General features: G+C 36.8%; 24 protein-coding genes, 1 tRNA gene, 1 pseudogene and 1 riboswitch. Of the genes and pseudogenes, 17 read left to right on the forward strand and 9 right to left on the reverse strand.

Features of this window, described 5'->3' with window-relative positions; all coding sequences use genetic code 11:
• The first annotated feature begins 162 nt into the window (after positions 1–162).
• Both K3F53_RS09250 and K3F53_RS09255 read left to right on the forward strand, forming a co-directional pair.
• Positions 163–654, forward strand: coding sequence for a DUF456 domain-containing protein (locus tag K3F53_RS09250; RefSeq protein WP_057898853.1), 492 nt, complete (start codon positions 163–165; stop codon positions 652–654).
• A gap of 352 nt (positions 655–1,006) precedes the next feature.
• Positions 1,007–1,963 (forward strand): MFS transporter, encoded by a 957-nt coding sequence (locus K3F53_RS09255; protein WP_343211536.1) that lies wholly within the window; start codon positions 1,007–1,009, stop codon positions 1,961–1,963.
• A 109-nt stretch (positions 1,964–2,072) separates the two neighbouring features.
• On the opposite strand, the gene K3F53_RS09260 is transcribed toward K3F53_RS09255, so the two are convergent.
• Both K3F53_RS09260 and K3F53_RS09265 read right to left on the reverse strand, forming a co-directional pair.
• Positions 2,073–2,267 (reverse strand): hypothetical protein, encoded by a 195-nt coding sequence (locus tag K3F53_RS09260; protein ID WP_220560590.1) that lies wholly within the window; start codon positions 2,265–2,267, stop codon positions 2,073–2,075.
• A 539-nt stretch (positions 2,268–2,806) separates the two neighbouring features.
• Positions 2,807–3,053: pseudogene (locus K3F53_RS09265) on the reverse strand (transposase); the annotation flags it as partial.
• A 344-nt stretch (positions 3,054–3,397) separates the two neighbouring features.
• On the opposite strand from K3F53_RS09265, the gene K3F53_RS09270 reads away from it, so the two are divergent.
• The 7 genes from K3F53_RS09270 (at position 3,398) to K3F53_RS09300 (ending at position 6,060) form a co-directional block, all read left to right on the forward strand.
• Positions 3,398–4,036, forward strand: coding sequence for an RNA polymerase sigma factor (locus K3F53_RS09270; RefSeq protein ID WP_220560591.1), 639 nt, complete (start codon positions 3,398–3,400; stop codon positions 4,034–4,036).
• Complete coding sequence (locus K3F53_RS09275; protein ID WP_082705982.1) at positions 4,023–4,178, forward strand: YvrJ family protein; 156 nt, start codon at positions 4,023–4,025, stop codon at positions 4,176–4,178. The genes K3F53_RS09270 and K3F53_RS09275 overlap by 14 nt, the downstream gene beginning before the upstream one ends.
• A complete protein-coding gene (locus tag K3F53_RS09280; RefSeq protein WP_057898849.1) occupies positions 4,175–4,408 on the forward strand; it encodes a helix-turn-helix domain-containing protein in 234 nt (77 codons plus the stop codon). Before K3F53_RS09275 ends, K3F53_RS09280 begins: the two co-directional genes overlap by 4 nt.
• Positions 4,409–4,665: 257 nt before the next feature.
• Complete coding sequence (locus K3F53_RS09285; RefSeq protein ID WP_082705981.1) at positions 4,666–4,926, forward strand: hypothetical protein; 261 nt, start codon at positions 4,666–4,668, stop codon at positions 4,924–4,926.
• A tRNA-Cys gene (locus K3F53_RS09290) sits at positions 4,906–4,979 on the forward strand. Before K3F53_RS09285 ends, K3F53_RS09290 begins: the two co-directional genes overlap by 21 nt.
• 29 nt (positions 4,980–5,008) lie before the next feature.
• Positions 5,009–5,653, forward strand: coding sequence for a phospholipase A2 family protein (locus K3F53_RS09295; RefSeq protein WP_057898848.1), 645 nt, complete (start codon positions 5,009–5,011; stop codon positions 5,651–5,653).
• Between the two features lie 116 nt (positions 5,654–5,769).
• The gene (locus K3F53_RS09300; RefSeq protein ID WP_057898847.1) at positions 5,770–6,060 is read left to right on the forward strand and encodes a hypothetical protein; all 291 of its coding nucleotides are present in this window, start codon (positions 5,770–5,772) and stop codon (positions 6,058–6,060) included.
• A 106-nt stretch (positions 6,061–6,166) separates the two neighbouring features.
• On the opposite strand, the gene K3F53_RS09305 is transcribed toward K3F53_RS09300, so the two are convergent.
• The gene (locus tag K3F53_RS09305; protein ID WP_220560597.1) at positions 6,167–6,991 is read right to left on the reverse strand and encodes an alpha/beta hydrolase; all 825 of its coding nucleotides are present in this window, start codon (positions 6,989–6,991) and stop codon (positions 6,167–6,169) included.
• A gap of 69 nt (positions 6,992–7,060) precedes the next feature.
• Positions 7,061–7,168: riboswitch (SAM riboswitch) on the reverse strand.
• 175 nt (positions 7,169–7,343) lie between these two features.
• Complete coding sequence (lexA, locus tag K3F53_RS09310) at positions 7,344–7,967, reverse strand: transcriptional repressor LexA (RefSeq protein ID WP_057898845.1); 624 nt, start codon at positions 7,965–7,967, stop codon at positions 7,344–7,346.
• A gap of 227 nt (positions 7,968–8,194) precedes the next feature.
• Between lexA and yneA the strand changes: the two genes are divergently transcribed.
• The gene (gene yneA / locus K3F53_RS09315; protein WP_057898844.1) at positions 8,195–8,482 is read left to right on the forward strand and encodes a cell division suppressor protein YneA; all 288 of its coding nucleotides are present in this window, start codon (positions 8,195–8,197) and stop codon (positions 8,480–8,482) included.
• A 63-nt stretch (positions 8,483–8,545) separates the two neighbouring features.
• Here yneA and K3F53_RS19910 read toward each other — a convergent pair whose 3' ends face one another.
• A complete protein-coding gene (locus K3F53_RS19910) occupies positions 8,546–8,929 on the reverse strand; it encodes a site-specific integrase (protein WP_409338416.1) in 384 nt (127 codons plus the stop codon).
• Between the two features lie 317 nt (positions 8,930–9,246).
• Between K3F53_RS19910 and K3F53_RS09325 the strand changes: the two genes are divergently transcribed.
• Complete coding sequence (locus tag K3F53_RS09325) at positions 9,247–9,387, forward strand: XkdX family protein (RefSeq protein WP_082705979.1); 141 nt, start codon at positions 9,247–9,249, stop codon at positions 9,385–9,387.
• Between the two features lie 35 nt (positions 9,388–9,422).
• Here the strand turns inward: K3F53_RS09325 and K3F53_RS09330 are convergent, their stop codons facing one another.
• Positions 9,423–9,587 (reverse strand): hypothetical protein, encoded by a 165-nt coding sequence (locus K3F53_RS09330; protein WP_156424038.1) that lies wholly within the window; start codon positions 9,585–9,587, stop codon positions 9,423–9,425.
• A gap of 114 nt (positions 9,588–9,701) precedes the next feature.
• Here K3F53_RS09330 and K3F53_RS09335 point away from each other — a divergent pair, with 114 nt between their 5' ends.
• Together K3F53_RS09335 and K3F53_RS09340 are read left to right on the forward strand one after the other, a co-directional pair.
• Positions 9,702–9,839 (forward strand): BhlA/UviB family holin-like peptide, encoded by a 138-nt coding sequence (locus K3F53_RS09335; protein ID WP_082705978.1) that lies wholly within the window; start codon positions 9,702–9,704, stop codon positions 9,837–9,839.
• 266 nt (positions 9,840–10,105) lie between these two features.
• The gene (locus tag K3F53_RS09340) at positions 10,106–11,791 is read left to right on the forward strand and encodes a methyl-accepting chemotaxis protein (RefSeq protein ID WP_057898842.1); all 1,686 of its coding nucleotides are present in this window, start codon (positions 10,106–10,108) and stop codon (positions 11,789–11,791) included.
• Between the two features lie 305 nt (positions 11,792–12,096).
• On the opposite strand, the gene K3F53_RS09345 is transcribed toward K3F53_RS09340, so the two are convergent.
• Both K3F53_RS09345 and K3F53_RS09350 read right to left on the reverse strand, forming a co-directional pair.
• Positions 12,097–12,462, reverse strand: coding sequence for a hypothetical protein (locus K3F53_RS09345; protein WP_057898841.1), 366 nt, complete (start codon positions 12,460–12,462; stop codon positions 12,097–12,099).
• A 298-nt stretch (positions 12,463–12,760) separates the two neighbouring features.
• Positions 12,761–13,051, reverse strand: coding sequence for an AraC family transcriptional regulator (locus tag K3F53_RS09350; protein WP_175493681.1), 291 nt, complete (start codon positions 13,049–13,051; stop codon positions 12,761–12,763).
• A 287-nt stretch (positions 13,052–13,338) separates the two neighbouring features.
• Here K3F53_RS09350 and K3F53_RS09355 point away from each other — a divergent pair, with 287 nt between their 5' ends.
• From K3F53_RS09355 to K3F53_RS09370, 4 genes are all read left to right on the forward strand, one after another.
• A complete protein-coding gene (locus tag K3F53_RS09355) occupies positions 13,339–13,554 on the forward strand; it encodes a DUF896 domain-containing protein (RefSeq protein ID WP_057898840.1) in 216 nt (71 codons plus the stop codon).
• Positions 13,555–13,622: 68 nt separating this feature from the next.
• Positions 13,623–14,294, forward strand: coding sequence for a YneB family resolvase-like protein (locus tag K3F53_RS09360; protein ID WP_220560599.1), 672 nt, complete (start codon positions 13,623–13,625; stop codon positions 14,292–14,294).
• A 560-nt stretch (positions 14,295–14,854) separates the two neighbouring features.
• The gene (locus K3F53_RS09365) at positions 14,855–15,640 is read left to right on the forward strand and encodes a C40 family peptidase (protein ID WP_175493680.1); all 786 of its coding nucleotides are present in this window, start codon (positions 14,855–14,857) and stop codon (positions 15,638–15,640) included.
• Positions 15,641–15,897: 257 nt separating this feature from the next.
• Entirely contained in the window at positions 15,898–16,968 is a 1,071-nt protein-coding gene (locus tag K3F53_RS09370) for an NAD(P)/FAD-dependent oxidoreductase (RefSeq protein ID WP_162265020.1), read from the forward strand.
• A gap of 459 nt (positions 16,969–17,427) precedes the next feature.
• Here the strand turns inward: K3F53_RS09370 and arsC are convergent, their stop codons facing one another.
• Complete coding sequence (arsC, locus tag K3F53_RS09375) at positions 17,428–17,853, reverse strand: arsenate reductase (thioredoxin) (protein ID WP_057898837.1); 426 nt, start codon at positions 17,851–17,853, stop codon at positions 17,428–17,430.
• Positions 17,854–17,870: the final 17 nt, after the last annotated feature.

Genomic DNA, 17,870 nt, shown 5'->3' on the forward strand with positions numbered 1-17,870 from the left:
AATTAACAGTTAGTTATATAAGACAATATACGAAAAGAATATAAATACTGCGTACAAAAAATACATACAAAAAACCAAAAAACAAAGCTCAAAAAACTGCTTCCTCTGTGGTTTAATACACGTATAAAAATAAAGGAAAAATAGAAAACAAGGAGGAACCAAATGGAACTTGCACTTTGGTTTATTATTGGTGCGTTATTTTTGTTAAGCCTTGTAGGGGTCGTCATTCCTGTCATCCCTGACGCGCTTTTAATATGGCTTGCTTTCCTTATTTACCAGTTTGGCATTGATAACGCGACGCTCGGATGGACATTTTGGGTGCCGATGACCATTCTTACTTTGTTTATTATTGGCGCGGATATGCTTTCCAATATTTACTTTGTTAAAAAATACGGCGGAGATAAATGGTCAATGATGGCTGCGGTAGCCGGGATTTTACTTGGGCCGTTTGTGCTTGGCTTGTTTCTTGGTCCGCTCTCCATCGTAGTTGGGCCGTTCGTGGCTGTGTTCTTGGTTCAACTTGTACGCGGCTGTGGAGCAGAGAAGTCATTTCGCATCGCACTTGGAACATTACTGGGATTTCTTAGCAGCACGATAGCCAAAATCATTATTCAGCTCATTATGATGATCTGGTTCTTCATCGTTGTTCTGTAAATGTAAAAAATAATAAATAAAGCAAGATAGAACATGACTGAGACACTTGTCAAAACAGGCTACAGACTGGATTTTACTTCCACATCCAATCTGTAGCCTTATTTTTCAGGCGTATCATCAACGTTTTGTATTCGTTCTTATAGTGCTTAATTAGAACATGAAAGAGGGATAAAAAGTGATAAAAAGTGATAAAAAACTTTTCATTTTACTTACTTCTAATAGGTCAGTTTATGGCTAATTTAGGAGACGCTTTATATACAATCACTGTTGTCACCTTAATTTATAAGCTAACTGGATCTGCAACTTTATCTACAATGATTCCTATTATTCAAACTTTTTTCTGGTATTTTTAATGATGGTAACAAACTATTTAGGGGGAATATTGATTTTAGTCTTTGTAATTTCATTTATAGACGGTTGGACCAGACCTTGTAGAAATTCCTTAGTCTCTCGTTTAGTTTCCTCAAATCAAATAGTAAAAGCAAATAGTTTATTATCAAGTATTAATCAAATAGTTCAGATATTAGGTTGGTCTTTAGGAGGGATACTAATCGTTTATATTGGAGAGATCTATGTTTTATTGATTACAATTTGTTTGTTTGCTTTATCCACAATATCGTTGTTTTTTATTAAGGATCCAACAAATGATACAACAGTAAACCAAGACGCGGAATCTAAATGGAAGCGTTTCAGCTTTGGATGGATAAATATTTGGAATAACAAAATTTTGCGAGTTGCAACATTAATGGATCTTTTTGAAACATTCGCAGGGAGTATTTGGATTGGAGCTATTATTCTAGTTTTTGTAAAGAAAGTACTTTATAAAGGTGAAGAATGGTGGGGGTTTATTAATGCAAGCAATATAACCGGAATGTTGATTGGAAGTGTAGTTGCGTGGTTTTTAGCTAGATGGATTAATAAAAAACTCATCGTTAGTCTGTTTTTATCTTCTTTATCAGTCTGTATCCTTACTTTTATATTTGCGCTAAATAACAATCCATGGATATCACTTGGTATCGTATTGTTAATGGGAATACCATATCAATTAAGAGACATCTCTCAACAAACTATATTTCAAAAAAACGTAGAATATTCTATCCTGCCAATCGTTTTTTCTGCCCATGGGATTCTTATATACATGGTATTTGGTTTATCGGTACTAATCATGGGATTATTATCTGATCTATTTGGGGTTAAAACAGTGTATTTAACAGCTGGCACCCTTTACGGAATATCCGCACTTCTAACGGCGTTAGTAAAATCAAAAGTTAATATTGAAGATAACATAAAAATCAAAAGTACTTTGTAGAATTTTATTATGTTCTTCTCCTTATTTTATAATCTATTTATTACAAAATATTATATAATATGGTATTATGGATGATTCGTTTACAAATATATCAAATAGGAGGGAAAGTTTATGAAAAAAATGTACTAAGAGTTTTATCCTCTGCCGTATTAATCACTGCTTTGTTTACACCTTCTGCATTTGCAGAAGAACCAAGTAGTCCATCGGAAAAATCTCCTATGACAACAATTGAATAATTGGACAAATAATTCAATCCCGAAACTGCGACAGATAGTGCCCCTTTTGCTGCCGCCGCTGAAGTCAATGAAAAAGTCTCACCTGTACTAAATGAAAATGTTATCAGTATCTTAGAGAAAAACAATATTGACTTTCAAAGTTAAATGAAACATCACCTGAATTTATAACTGAGGTTAATAAGTTGCTTAGCTCACAGTCACAAATCAACCTTTCTGAGATGAAATGAGATGATTAAATTTTGGGATACTTTATTACTTTCATACTTAACTTTATAGTAGCTTACTTTATCTACGATGAACCCAGCTATGTTAAACCTTTAATGCATTCTGTTTTTATACTGACTTTGGTTGTTATAATGGATTTAATTAAGAAAAACAAAAAGAAAAGAAAAAATTAATCAAGTTAATGAACAAATGGTACCGTCAAGAATCTTGTGTAAGTAAGCAGGGTATCCACCGGAGGTGGATAGAAAATCGGAATCAACTCCCTCCTTAGTGACTCAGAAAAAAATACAGAAGGTTCAGTCAAGGGCAAGCTAAAAAGCGAGGGCCTGCCGAACCCTCGACGGGTTCTTCTATTTTTTACCATACAAACAGGAAGTTGATTCTACTCTCCATATTTTTGTTTAAATTTGTCTTGCAATGCCATATAAGCAGACGCAAATTCCTTTAGCTTGCGGGTAGACCAACGTTCTTGTAAGTCTTGCAGCGTAAGGTACACAATTTTCTCTGCCGCTTTGAGATTCGATAAGCTGTTCATGGGCTTTTAGGCGTTTACGAATTTCTTTGTTTGTACGTTCAATCCAGTTGGTTGTATAAATGACACCTCGGATCGAAGAAGGATAAGACAAAAAGACTCTAAATATTGGTGAATAACCTTACACAAAACACAAAATAATTACGTCATCTATATTATGGAAAAGAAGCAAGAGTATATAATAATTCCAGCATATAAATTATCGGTTTCACACTGGGTCTTTGCCCGTATTTCTGAGGTTGGGGAGTTCCGTATCGTGGCCCTTCACAAATCAAATGTAGTGCAGGATGTAATTTATAATAATTGAAAGGAGAGGGTTGTAGCCTCTCCTTTTTTCTTAGGGACAATAGCCAACTAAAATATATAATTTATGTTTAATTGATATTTAAGGTTGTTTTAATTCCTATATATCCCTTTTTTATAAAAAAAGGGGGGATATCATTGAAGAAACCATATTCTTATGGGAAATTAAAAGGTGGGTTAGAAAGGAGCGTAGTGAATTTTATTCAACAATATAAAAGAGGATTATCTAATCGTGTTGTGAAAAGCTTTTTATATAATCAGGAACATTTTCATTTGTTTTTAAAAGCAATTTGTTTTCCTACAGCAGATAATATCGAAGAATTAAATCAAGCCTTCCGAAGGCATTATATTGTTATCCGCTTAACTCACTATCTGTCTAAACTTCTAAGTCACACCTCACGAGATTATTACCACAAGCACAAAAAAAGACAGTATCATTGTCTACTTATTTTCGATCAGCCGATTAACAAGGGAGATTCCGTTGAAACCATTGGCAATCTTATAGATATAAATGAAAGTGATACTGCGGAAAAAGTAATTAATAAACAAGATAATTTTTTAGAGCACATCGAAGACTCTTCTTTGTATCACATCTTAACTACATTGAGCAAACGGCAGCTCGAAATTCTAGAATTATCCTTTCTGGACAATCTCACTCATAAACAAATCGCAAAAATCTTAGGTATTACACCTCAAGCTGTGTCTAAATCATATAGACAAGCAGTAAAGAAGCTAGCAGAAGCATACAAAATGAGGGATTCTTATGGAACAGTTTGACTGGGTAGGGGTGATTTCTAATGTAGGCTTTCCCATTTTTATTACGATTTATTTATTGGCTCGCTTAGAAAAAAGTTTTCAGCAATTGGAGAATATAGTGAAAGAACTAATTGACGAAATAAAGAAGAGGGAAACAAAATGAAAAAATTGTATGAACTGGTTGACAATATTCATGATAAAGAAACAATGTTAAAAATTATTAGATTGTTTGAGCCGAAAATTAAAAAATCAAGTCGTTTTATTACCTATTCCGAACAAGAAGATATAGAACAAGAACTACGGATTGAAATGATAAAGGCGATTCAACGATTTGATACATCTAATATACCTGGATTTTTTGAGTTTTTAGAGAGAGCGAATAGTGAAAAGTAAATAGAAATGCAAAAAGAACCTTCCTTCCATAAAAGGTTCTTTTTTTGGTTGTTTTCTTTATCACCTATTCCCTTTTAAGACATAGAAGCCAGTACCTAATCATTCGTTCACCTAAAGTATGGAATAAAAGCGATTATAGTAAAGGGAGTACTAGAGTTATTCCAAAATTCTATTTTTTTAAAGTGGTTGTTATTTTACACCTTGATTCCCTTTTCTATAGTAGAACTTCACAAAAGAGCTAAAGGAGGGAAAATATCATGAGTTCTCCAGAGAAATTGTTTCGCTGTTTCCAAGAAGCAAGGCGAAGTCAAGCACAATACTCTAAATGCTTGCAAGACATATGCTCAGATGGAGAGGAAAAACTTTTTCAGGAGTTAGCTATGGATGCTGCAAAACAAGTAAAGAAAATTAAAGATTTTTACAGAACTTACTATGGGACAAACCTCACATCTTGTCATTGTCGAAAGGAAAGGGGTGATTTATCTAAAAAATTTTTTGGCGGTATAGCCAAGTGGTAAGGCAAAGATCTGCAAAACCTTAATCCTTGGTTCGAATCCGAGTACCGCCTCCACCAAATTTTTAATAAGGAGAGTGTAACTTATGAAACAGTTTGTATCCGATGTTCAGGAGCAACAGTTGGTTGAGCAAGCGAAAAAAAATAAAGACTTTAATATCCTTTTGAAAGGATTAATTAAAGACAACATCTTATTAGCAAAAACCACAGCTTTTACATTAAAAAAAGGGGAAACTATTGTAAATGTTTTGGAGGTCAAATTAGGGAACATAAAAGTTCTTTTTACTGAGTCTGAAGTAGAATCAGTTTTTGGGAGTAAAATTGAAAAGAAAGGAGATATAATCGAAACTACTGGTTATAAAGTTATTGACAACCAAGTTAGTATTGTATATAACAAACAACATACTGAAAATGAGTTTCAAGAAATCCAAGAAATAATGAACGAAAAAATTAATCAAATTGATAGTCTTGATAATAAAACAGAATTAATGGATCTTCCATGTATTTATGGAAATTATTGCGGTCCTAAGTGTGGGTCTGGAACACCAATTAGTCCTGTTGACTGGTGCTGTAAGCATCACGATGATTGTTATGGGAATAATGGTTATTTTAATTGTGAATGCGATAGAAAGTTAATTCATTGTTTAGCACCTTACGTATATGAAGGAAGCGAATGGGCAATTATTATAAATGCTTATTTCCTTAAGCAGTATGAATATAATTGTACTTAAAAAGGTAATTAGAATCATTACAGAAGTAGTGTATTAAACACTACTTCTTTTTTTTGGATAAAATTCCTTGAATTATGATATATAATAAATTTAAATCTAATGATTGAGGTGTTGTTATGAATCAAATTAAATCTCCATGTAATATTGTAGGTTTGGTTTCTTTTTTGTTTTTAGTTTTTTCCATAATAGCCTTTTTTAGTGGTTTTCGCTTATTTGGATCTGAATGGGTGTTGTTTTATGGAAGTAATATAATAGGTTTACTAATTGGAATATCTGCCTTTTTCTTTGAAAAAAATAAACAAATGAACTATTTAAGTAAGTTAGGACTTTGGGGTAATTTAGCCATGGCTATTTTGTTTTTTCCGCCTTTTTACTTTATTTGGGGCACTATTCTTTTTGGTCCTTAAAGTTTTTGATATAGTCAATAATTTGGGGTCCCACCACATCGCCACCAAGCTAGTGAAAAGGAAAAGTTGAGAATCGAAAAACTTGATCATTTTTCCTTCCCAACTATCATATGATCCAGTCGCTCCAATTCTTTTTCCGGGTTTCAAGCTGCTGTAGCCAAGAGCAGGTATGAGCAAAAAGCAATTCGGAGGCAGAAATGGTAGAGAACGTATGATCAGCCCCTTCAAGCGTGATCGCACGACATTCCCCTGTAATCTGCTGCCGCAATACGCCTTCATACAAATAGCAGGCGTCAACCGGAATGACTTCGTCGCGTGTCCCGTGCAAAATAAGTGCATCATCAAGAAAACCAGCGCCAGATGCAAGCGGTTGTGCTTCTGCAAGTGAAATGAAGAATTCTTTTTTAAGACGGTAGCCACTGTATTCCGTTTCGCCGTTTCGCATTGCTTCTTCATATGCATCGTTGCCGATGATGCGGGTAATATCCGCGAACGGATGGGCTACCGGTGCCCAAAGAATCAGCGCATTTACCCGCGTATCTCGTTCTGCAGTCAAGCGGGCAATGGCACCGCCCAAACTATGGCCGAGCAAGAACACACGTGTTTTATCAATACAATCGATGCTTAGTACATAATCAAGTACATAACGCGTTTGCTCAATAAAACTATCGATGCCGTAAGAACCGTATTCGCCATTGCTTTCTCCGCATCCAGCATAATCGAAGCGCAGAACAAAATAGCCTTCCGCTGCCAGTCTGCGCGCCGCTTTAACAAATAAGCGGTTAACCCCAATCCGATTACCGACAAATCCATGGCAGATAATAATTACAGGCCAGCATTTCTCCTTTTGTTTCCTTTTTTCTTCGCATGGATAATGCACACTGGCGACAAGTTCAAGACTTTGATACACGATGGTAATACTGCGTTCCATATTATTTCCTCCTTCAATAAATAAAAAGCTTTCTTCTGAAGAGAAGAAAGGAGGAGAAGAAAAGATCCTTTCTTATCTTTCAGAACAAAATGTCCTGTAGGATGTAGCACCTTGCGAATGCATCCGCCGGTTGCTGGGTTTCATTGGGCCTAATCCCTCCACCACTCTTGATAAGAACAAGAAAACCAAGTATAAAGATGTGATATATTATCTTAAAGTATAGCTATAGATGCTATTGACGTCAATAAAAACTTAAATTCAAACCTGTATAGTTGGTATTATTTCTTTTGCCAAAAACACGCATAACTAAAGAAAGCAGCCTTTAAAGGCTGCTTTCTTTAGTTCTCTAGATTTAATGAATGTTGCGGTATACCCCGATTACTTTGCCAAGAATGGTAACTGCAGGAAGCAAAATCGGCTCCATCGTCGGATTCTCTGGCTGCAAGCGAATGTGATTTTTTTCTTTGAAAAAACGTTTAACGGTTGCCTCATTTTCTTCTGTCATCGCCACGACAATGTCCCCATTGTTGGCGGTTTGTTGTTGGCGAACAATGACGTAATCCCCGTCTAAAATACCGGCATCAATCATGCTCTCTCCTTGCACACGCAGCATATAGACCGTATCATTTCCAACCATGTTTTCCGGCAACACGAAGTATTCCTCAATGTTTTCCACCGCTGTAATCGGCATACCGGCCGTAACTTTCCCCAATACGGGAATCGTTACAGTCTTAACGGACGCGTCTGTAGCTTCATTGCGCTCCCCGTCTAAAATTTCGATAGCGCGCGGCTTTGTCGGATCGCGGCGAATCAGTCCTTTTTTCTCCAAGCGTGCCAAGTGTCCATGAACCGTAGAGCTGGAAGCGAGGCCCACGGCTTCACCGATCTCACGTACGGACGGCGGATAGCCTTTTTCCCTGACTTCTTTCTTTATGTAATCAAGGATGGCAAGTTGACGGCTGGACAGCTTTTTCATACTAACACCCCATTCTTTCTATGAAATCTTCCTTGTTCTTAATTATATCAACATTTGTTCTAGTATACAAACATAAGTTCTAATCTTTGTTGACAAGAACGCTTGTTCTGATTAATATATTGATATACAACTAAGAACAAATGTTCTTTTTCATTCAGTTCTATTATACATAGACAAGCATAAACTCTCAATAACGAAAGCGAAAACAATAGAAGGGGGATAGTACGATGAAGATGAACAAGAAATCATTACTTATCGGAATTATTATCGGTATGGGTATCCTCGGCATGGCAAATCTTGTGTTTGCATCTATTGGCGGAAACGATAAGCCAGCGAACCCACTTGGTGTTGAGGTGATAGTAGAAGCTGGCGATACGCTCTGGTCGATCGCTGATCGTTATAATGAGAAGGCTGGCATGTCCATTAACGAGCTATTATTTTATATCCAGCGCGAGAACAAGCTTGACAGCGCCATTGTACATCCAGGTGATCATATTATTATTCCGATTAAATAAAGTAAAAAAGATTGTGGGGAGAGAAAACGCTTGATATATAAGAGGTTCTCTCTTCTTTTTTTCTTAAAAATAGGCAAATGACCACATTTTGACCACCTTTTGTTCAGCCTTATGTTTTCGTAAGCAAGCGACAGCATAGTCGGAAAGAGAAATAACTCTTTTGGAGCCTCTAGTTTTCGGCTCTTGAAACTGGAGTTTGCTAGCGCCTGTACGATATAACGTTTGTCGAATGCTGATTTTCTTTTCATCAAAGTTACAATTTTGCCAACGCAGTGCAAGAATTTCTCCTCGGCGCATTCCGGTATAAATTGCTAGGAGATATATAATAAAGTTGCTGTTTCCTTTCATAGCTTCTAAAAAGTAGTTTGCTTGTTCTAATGTCCAAGTTTTAATATTGGTTGTCTCTGGCCGTGGAGCTTTGGCTAATGAAGCGATGTTTTTTGGGATAAAATTTCACTCTGTTGCTGCGTTTAGTGCTTTTCTGATAATAGAGTGTATATTACGAATGTAGTTAGAAGAAAGGCTATTATCTAGTTTCTTCTTATATAGTTTTTGAAGATGCATTGGCTTTAAATCTTTGAGTTTAATATGTCCTAAAAAGGAAGGGGAGAGAATTGTAAAAAATAATCAATGATTTCACCTTTCATTTCAACAAGGCCCGTCCTATTTTTTGTAGCAAATACCAATTTGGTTTTTTCAACTTCAGTTTATAAGTGGAAAGACCTTATTGCTTACGTTAGCTCGTAATGGGGGGATTTTTGCTTATGTCTATTTGGTATAGCGCAGTAAAAATGTATTTTGACGAAGGATTTTATACAACGGATGATGTAAAAGTATTTGTTGGTGCAAAATGGATTACAGCTGATGAGTATCAACAAATTACGAATGAGCCATATTCAGCTTAACAAGCGTCTTTTCCAGATCGGAAGAGGCGTTTTTATTATGGAATTACTATTGTAATAGTATCTGGCCCCGTAACTTGACTGATAATACTACCGTTATTTATTGGAGCGACGATTACTTCTGTTTCTTTCGTTAGCAAAAATGCAATAGCTAAAGAAAAGAACAAAATCATTAACAATAATGAAAATAAAAATTTTTTCACGGTAATCCCTCCTAATAAACAAGCTTGGACACAAATAATGAGGGAATATACCTGAACACAGTCGCTTTAGCGGCTTTTTATTTTCCCCAACAGGGGGTGAGGAGGAATATAAGGATGGAAGAAAGCTTACTGAAGATTTTGTTTCAACAGGGGCCGTTCGCGGCCCTTTTTGTTTGGTTATTATTGTCCACTAAGAAAGAAGCACGGGAACGCGAGCAGAAACTCATGGAACATATAGACAAAGAGACATAGTGTTAAAGTCGTGCTGACGAGAACGAGTCTTCATTAAACGGATGAATTTGGCCGAATTCCGGCTTTTTGTGTTTAATGAGTTTACCATAGTGGACAGTATCAGACACTATGAATATAAATGGCATTATCAAACAGGCAAGAATTTGTATGAATTTCATGTACTCAAATTCATTAAACAAGGTATTTACGACTACTTAAAATAGGTACTATTATTTATTGAAAGAGTGTAAAATAGATACATATTCATTCATGGAGGAGAGGAAGAAATGAGTATAAGCAAGAAATTGTTTTCTGGGTTTTTTGCTGTTCTTTTGCTTTTAGCGATGATAGCGGCAATTGGCAGTTACCAAATTTCATCCGTAAACAATACATACTCTAACTTAATTGATGACCGAGTCAAAAAACTTAATATTACTAAAGAGCTGAAGTATTTGTCAGCACAAGAAGCTAAAGCGGTTTGGGGATATTTAATTTCGGGTGATGATTCGGATTTCAAAAGTTATGAGGAAAGCAAAGGTAAATTCTTGGAACTATTAAACCAAATGCAGAAGATTACAAAGTCGAAAGAAGCTCAAACCCTTTTGCAACAGTTAAATCAGCTTCATATTGAGTACGAAGAAGTAGCTAAGCAAATAGCTGCGTACAAAAAACAAGGTAATGTAGAAGGCTACATTGCGCTTATGAAGGAAAAGGGAACGCCTATAGGAGTGAAATTGGCTGCAAAAGCGCAACAGTTAGAAAAATACCAGCAGGATTCATTACATAAAGGGAGCCAGGAAACGTCTGCTAAAGTCTCAAATGTTAAAAGCGTTGTATTCATGATTTCGATTGTTACGTTAGTAATCGGAATGCTTATTGCTTTTTATATCAGCCGCATTATATCTAAACCCGTTATAGCAGTAGCAGAAGCAGCGAAACAAATTGCAGAAGGCGATCTTTCCATCTCTGATATTCATATAAAAAACAGAGACGAAATTGGGGAAATGGCACGTTCGTTTAATCACATGAAGCAAAATTTGCGGGAGTTAATTCGTAAAGTGAGTATAAGTTCCGAACAGGTAGCTACTTCTTCCGAGGAATTGTATGCAGGTTCTGAACAGTCTGCTGAGGCAGCCAATCAAGTAGCTACGTCTATTCAAGATATTTCTAGCGCCACAGATGTCCAGATGAAAAGTATGGAAGAAAATAGAAAGGCGATGGAAGAAAGTGCAGCTGGATTGCAACGTATTGCTGAATCAGCTTCCACAGTTTCAGAATCATCCACAGAGGTGCTACACGAGGCTGAACAAGGAAATCAGATCATAGTTAAAACGATACAACAAATGGAAAGCATAAATCTTTCCGTGCAGGAAGCTGCTGCTGTAATTAAAGATTTAGGAGAAAACTCAAAGCAGATTGGAAAAATTATTGAGGTTATTAGTGACATTGCAAATCAAACAAATCTCCTGGCGCTTAATGCTGCAATTGAAGCTGCACGGGCAGGTGAAAACGGAAAAGGATTTGCTGTTGTTGCAGATGAAGTAAGAAAACTTGCAGAACAATCCAAACAATCTTCCGAACAAATTGCAGTCTTAATTCAGAACATACAAGAAAACACGAGACATGCTGTAAGTGTAATGGAAAAAGGAACAGAAGAAGTCAAGTCTGGATCTGCAATCGTACATCAGGCAGGAGAGGCTTTCCGTCACATTTTGGATTCCATTCAGCAGGTTACTAATCAGGTACAAGAAGTATCAGCAGCAACAGAAGAAATATCCGCAAGTGCAGAACAGTTGACAGCCTCTATAGACCAGATTACACGTATTTCGAAAGATATATCAATGAACACACAGGCAGTTGCCGCAGCCTCTGAAGAGCAGCTGGCATCAATGGAGGAAATTACAGCTTCTGCGGATTCTCTAAGTAAGCTTGCCCAGGAATTACAAAATGAAGTGACCAAGTTTAAGGTTTAATCCCCTACAGTAAATATAGATACACTAAAAAAGCAGTTCTAAGTCTTCTAAAGGAACTGCTTTTTTTGCATAAGGAATATTATCGGATGCGCATTAATTCACAAAAATATTTTCCTTTATATTCCTTATGTGTGTTTTCATGTAAAATGGTTTGTAGCTTACCTATAAGGAATTGAAATCTCACATTTATCACTGCAAAAGAAACCCTTCCTATGTTTTTAGCCTACCTAAAAAGAAACAGCCTATTTATTTTGAGGCTGTTTCTTTCTAATCTTTATATACATGTGTATATATAGACCTAACCCTTAATTCTTTTTAACGGTGAAATAGTAATATCTTTTTTCACCATTTCCTATATCAACAGTAACAAGCGCTTCACCCGGCGCCACGCCTTTTACCCTTGCGAAAGTAAGTCCATTTTTATCCTCATAAAGACGGATATCAATAACATCCGGCCAACCGTATTCAGGTACGAAACTATAACCGTAAATCTCGCGAGAAGTGCTACCAACCCTTAATCTTTCATAAAAAGTATCTGATGCTATTTTGGAATCCGATACTACTGTATGTTCTGTAACAGGTGAAATCGATTGTTCAGAAGCGAAAGCGGCTGGTGTTAAGGAAATGGATAGAGAAAGAGCAGATAATGTAGCTAAAACTTTTTTCTTCATTGATTCATCACCTCTTTAATTTTTTGAAACTTATAGAAATTCCTAACAATATATTAATGTATTTTTCTTCCTATTTATATAAAAAAATTTCATCAAAATTCTGTGTAAAATGACAATAAGAGAGTGAATTAAGGAGAATTTCGTCTAAAAATATACATAAATGTAAATAAATATAACTATTATATTAACATACTATTAATAGTAAGATTTTTCTTGATATTATGTGGTAAAAAATACCCCGCTGTCCTTATGGATGGCGGGGATTTTTATTTTCGGCTATGTTAACTAATATTGTTGATTAATAACTAATAATGATACCTTGTTCGTCAGTGGTATCTACTTTAAAGACTTCATATTTCTCGTTATTCGGTATTTCAATAAAAGATTTCCCATTATTATCTTCAATTGCAACGCTTAATGAATAATCTCCTTTATAGTCACTTTCGTAATCATAATAAACTCCATATACACTATTTTGATGGTTTTTCAGTTTGCGAGAGGCTTCTCCCCACATAGTTTTGATTTTCTCCATCATTTGCTCATCATTAAAATTATTAGTTCTAATGCTGTTGATGAAATACAGCTTCATAATAAGTCATCCCTTTCGATAAAATATTTATTAAATTCTGATTAAATATTTAAATAACGAAAACGTTTGTGGTGATCATAGGTTGCAAGGACGATGAAGCAAAAATCAACAAGGGAAACCCCGTGTAAGTGTTAAAGAGAATGCAGAGTATCTTTACTTTGATAAGGTCTAGTAAAATAAGGGCAGTTGACATTCGAGGAAACCATGCTATAATGAATGGACACTTCCGGTCTCCTTTATTCACAACCTCAAGTTATACTTATTATAGAGAGGGGGATATGACTGGCATGGTAACCGAAGAGAAAATTAGACGGATTAATGAACTTGCCGCTAAATCGAAAAGTACGGGGCTTACGGAGAAAGAGAAAGCGGAACAAAAAGCGCTACGTAATGAATATATTCAGGCAGTTCGCCGTTCGCTTAAAGCAAATCTCGAATTGATTCGTTTAGTGGATGAAAACGGAAGGGAAATAGGGCCCTTGCCAAGAAAATATAAACACTGATACAGTCCCTCCGCATATGTTGGAGGGATTTTTTGCCCTTACATAAAGAAAAGAGCGTAGGTGAAAAAATGAGAGTAGGATTATACGCAAGAGTAAGTACAGAGCGCAAAGAGCAGGAAACGAGCCTCGCTCGTCAGATGGAAGAGCTGAGGCGATATTCATCACAAAAAGGTTGGACAATTGTCCATGAAATTTCTGAACAAGAAAGCGGTTTTGACATGGAACGGTCCGGACTTCTGACGCTGCTTGAAGCGTTATCAAACGGTGAGATCGAAGCGATTGTCATTCAGGATGAATCACGGCTGGGACGCGGCAACAGTAAAATTGCCGCCCTTCACCAAATCCGCAAACTGGGTGGCAAAGTGTTCTCGCTTGATAATCAGGGAGAATTACAGGTAAGTGAAATGGAGGGCATGGTGTTGGAAATTCTCGCGATTGTGGAAGAATATCAGCGCAGACTAACCAACCATAAAATTTCACGTGGCATGCAACGTGCTATTGCAAAAGGATACCGTCCAGAGAAAAATTTAAAAAACACTGACCAAGGCGGGCGCAAACGGAATGAACTTCCGATTGACGAAATCATTAAGTTGCGCCGCAAAAAACTTACATTCGAAGAGATTGCCCTCACGCTTCGCGGATTGGGATACGAAGCGTCGCGAGCCACCGTCCATCGTCGCTTCCGTGAGCATATAGCCGCTCAGCAAGTCGGAAAAAACGGCGAGAATACGGGAAGATGAAAAAGTATGTAACGGAACTTTTACCAGTCTGGTATCATTATAATGAACCAAATTGGATAGAAAAATACAGACACAAAATACATATACAACCACCCGCTTTTTAAACGAATCATATGAAAAGCGGGTGGTTTTTGTTTTTGAGGTTGAGAACGTAATTTTTATGTTAACATGATTTTAAGCTTAGTTATGAGAGGTGAGTATCGTTGGAGTGAAGTAGAAAATTAAAAAAGGATAACAGAAAGGGATAGTGTTCGACTGCAAAAAATATAGTCAGTTTTATGAAAAGGGCAATACATTCTTTTTCATTTAATAGATTTTAGAGATTATTTCTATTCATTCGCAAAACGGTTTCGATAGGTATTTTGTACTTAATGCATATTTTTCTTAAAAAAACAATACCCATTCTTCGTGAATAAAGCTAGAATAAGAATATAATCGGTACATACTTTTTACTATTCGCCCGTAATTTGTCGCTTTTGTAACGTGAAAAATAACAGAGAAATAGAAAAATAAAGAAACAGATAATAGAAAAATAGATAAACATGGGGATGGTGAAAGCAATGAGAAGATTAGCGTTGGCAACTTTTTTGTCCATGGCTATTGTCACGCCTGTATCGGCTGCCTCTTATACCGTTGGCAAGGATGATACTTTGTACAAAGTAAGCAAACGGTTTGGTGTTTCGATAGAGGAATTAAAGAAGGTAAACAAATTGACAAGCGATATAATTAAGGTCGGACAAGTTCTAACAATTCCAGGGACAGAAAAACAAACAACTGGAAATGGCAAAGGTTCATTATCCTCCAGAAATGAAACGAGCGGTATTTTGACCGATTATGTGGCGGCAAATTCCACCAAACGAAGCTCGGTGGTAGCTACGCGCGGGCAACAATCGTCAAACACTGCAAAAGTAGCTCGGCAAACGCCAACATTGGCTCTGAACCAGGAAAGGGAAGAAAAAACTTCGCGTTCTGAATCAAGAACATACGAACCAAGCCAGATGAATGCACTTATTAATCAGCTCCTTGGTATTCCGTACAAATGGGGCGGAACCACGCCAGAAGGATTTGATTGCAGTGGTTTTACGGCATATGTATTTAAATCCATGGGTGTCGATTTGCCTCGCACTTCTGAGGAGCAGTTTGAAGTCGGTCAAGCTGTAGAAGATGAATTAAAACCAGGTGATTTGCTGTTCTTTGATTCGGAGAAAAAAGGCTATATTACTCACGTGGGCATATACATAGGAGACAACAAAATGGCGCATGCCGCATCAAAAAGTGTGCGCATTGATACCTTAGACTGGTACTTTAAAAATTACCAATATTATGGGGCAAAGCGTTTATTCTAGAACAGTGTGTTGATGTAATAATCCCACCTTCATGCAAAGGAATACTTTCTTATTCTTGTTCTTGAAGGTGGGATTATTTTTTCTTTATTCTTATGAACCTCCTACTATGGGAGAAGGCGACGAAGCAGACAAATCAATAGAAAAGTTGTGAAGAGAAGGACGAGAAAGTATGATAAAAAAAAGTATGATAAAAAAGAAGAAAAATGAATGACGGAAACAATCGACAAAGGCAGAAAGAAGGGGGAAAAGCAAGCGTCATGAACAAGCACATTGTTGTACTAGGTGCCGGTTACGGAGGTATGGCCTTTATCAACACTATATTGCCACATATACCATCTGATGTGTGCATTTCAGTTATCGACAGATTGCCTTGTCATACTATTAAGCCAGAATATTACGCGCTGGCCAGTGGATCGTTGAACGAAAACAAAGTCAAAGCAGCTTTTCCTATACATAGCCAAGTCGATTATATTCTTGATGAAGTCGAGGAAATTCAAGTTGCCTATCATAAAGTAATATGCAAAAACAACGAAGTGGCCTTTGACCAGTTAATCGTTGCGCTTGGATGCGTAGACAACTATTTCAACGTACCTTGGGCGGAAAAATATACAGAAAGCATTCAAACTTTTGGCCAGGCGATGCGGACGAGAAAAAAAATTGACCAGTTACCTCCAGGAAGCTGTGTAGCAATTATTGGCGGAGGGCTTTCCGGGATCGAGTTTGCCAGCGATTTGCGCGAACAACATCCCGATTTGAAAATTATATTGATGGAGCGTTCGAATGAAGTATTGTCGACGTTACCAGACCGCATCCGAAAGTATGTGCGCCAACATTTGGAAGATAATTCTATAGAAGTAATGACGAATGTAAGCGTGACGATGATTGATGAAAGGGCCATATATTATGGGCCTGTACAGGAATGGATGGAATACGATATGTGCGTATGGGCTGCAGGTATTAAACCGAATCCGGTTGCAAGTCCGCTTCTGGCTTATAGTAACGCCGATCGTTTAACTCGTATTGTCGTGAAAGAAAACTATGAACTTCCGTATTATAATGACATATTTGTTATCGGGGATTGTGCGAGCTCGGAATTTGCTCCGAGCGCCCAACTTGCGCATATTCAAGGTAAGCAACTCGGACAATATTTCATTTCTGTATGGGAAGGTCGTGAGTATCTTCCAGAGCCAATTAAACTAAAGGGCGTGTTGGGGTATCTTGGAAAGAAAACAGGATTCGGCCTTGTAAATGGGAATGTGCTACTTGGAAAAGTACCGAATGTAATTAAATCGGGCGTGTTGTGGATGCATAAGCATCATTTGGGATAATGATATTTCCCGCGCCGTAGACAACGCTAATCACTAGCTATAGCTAAATTGAAAGTCTGCGCGCGGGAACATTAAATAAATTTAATACTTACTTTTTACATTTTTCATTTTTTATCTCAAAATCTTAATAAATCTTAAGTTTTAAGATTTATTTCTATTGCGTCCGATAATATATATTATGTAAACTAATAAAATCCAATCGTCCCAATAACTCTCCCCTCTTCAAGTTCTTTATATGACGACATAAAACCATCCCCATTCTGCGACATAAACACATGAGCATAATTTTTTATGACATAAAACTATCTTTATTCCTCTTTAATGCGTATACATTTATGTCACGATTTTATGACATAAATGTATACGCATAACTCACAAAAAAATATTATTTTTATCTGTGTATTTAGATGCCACCATAGGCTGCGTATACTAGGAATGATTCCATACAGCCTTAAATTTTTATTTTTCTTCTTGGGCAAAACGCTGAATTCTTTTTTCAATTTCGTCACGTACATGCTGGAAGAATGCCCATTTTTCTTCTTCCGTTCCAGTAGCTTTCGCAGGATCATCAAATCCCCAGTGATCACGCTTTACATGAGGAGGAGTCATTGGACATTTATCATTTGCATCACCACAGAGAGTTATCACATAATCAGCTTTATTTAATAATTCTGGATCAATAATGTCGGAGGTCTGATTTGAAATATCGATCCCCTTTTCTACCATGACCTTTACAGCGTTTGGATTCAATCCGTGAGCTTCAATCCCCGCGCTATAGACATCATACTTGTCGCCTAAATATTTTTTCCCGAATCCTTCTGCCATTTGGCTACGGCATGAGTTACCGGTGCATAGGAAATAGATGATTTTTTTATTATCTGTCATGATTATTTCTCCTTAGG

It is taken from the genome of Aneurinibacillus thermoaerophilus, assembly GCF_019603355.1.
In the GTDB taxonomy this organism is placed as follows: domain Bacteria; phylum Bacillota; class Bacilli; order Aneurinibacillales; family Aneurinibacillaceae; genus Aneurinibacillus; species Aneurinibacillus thermoaerophilus.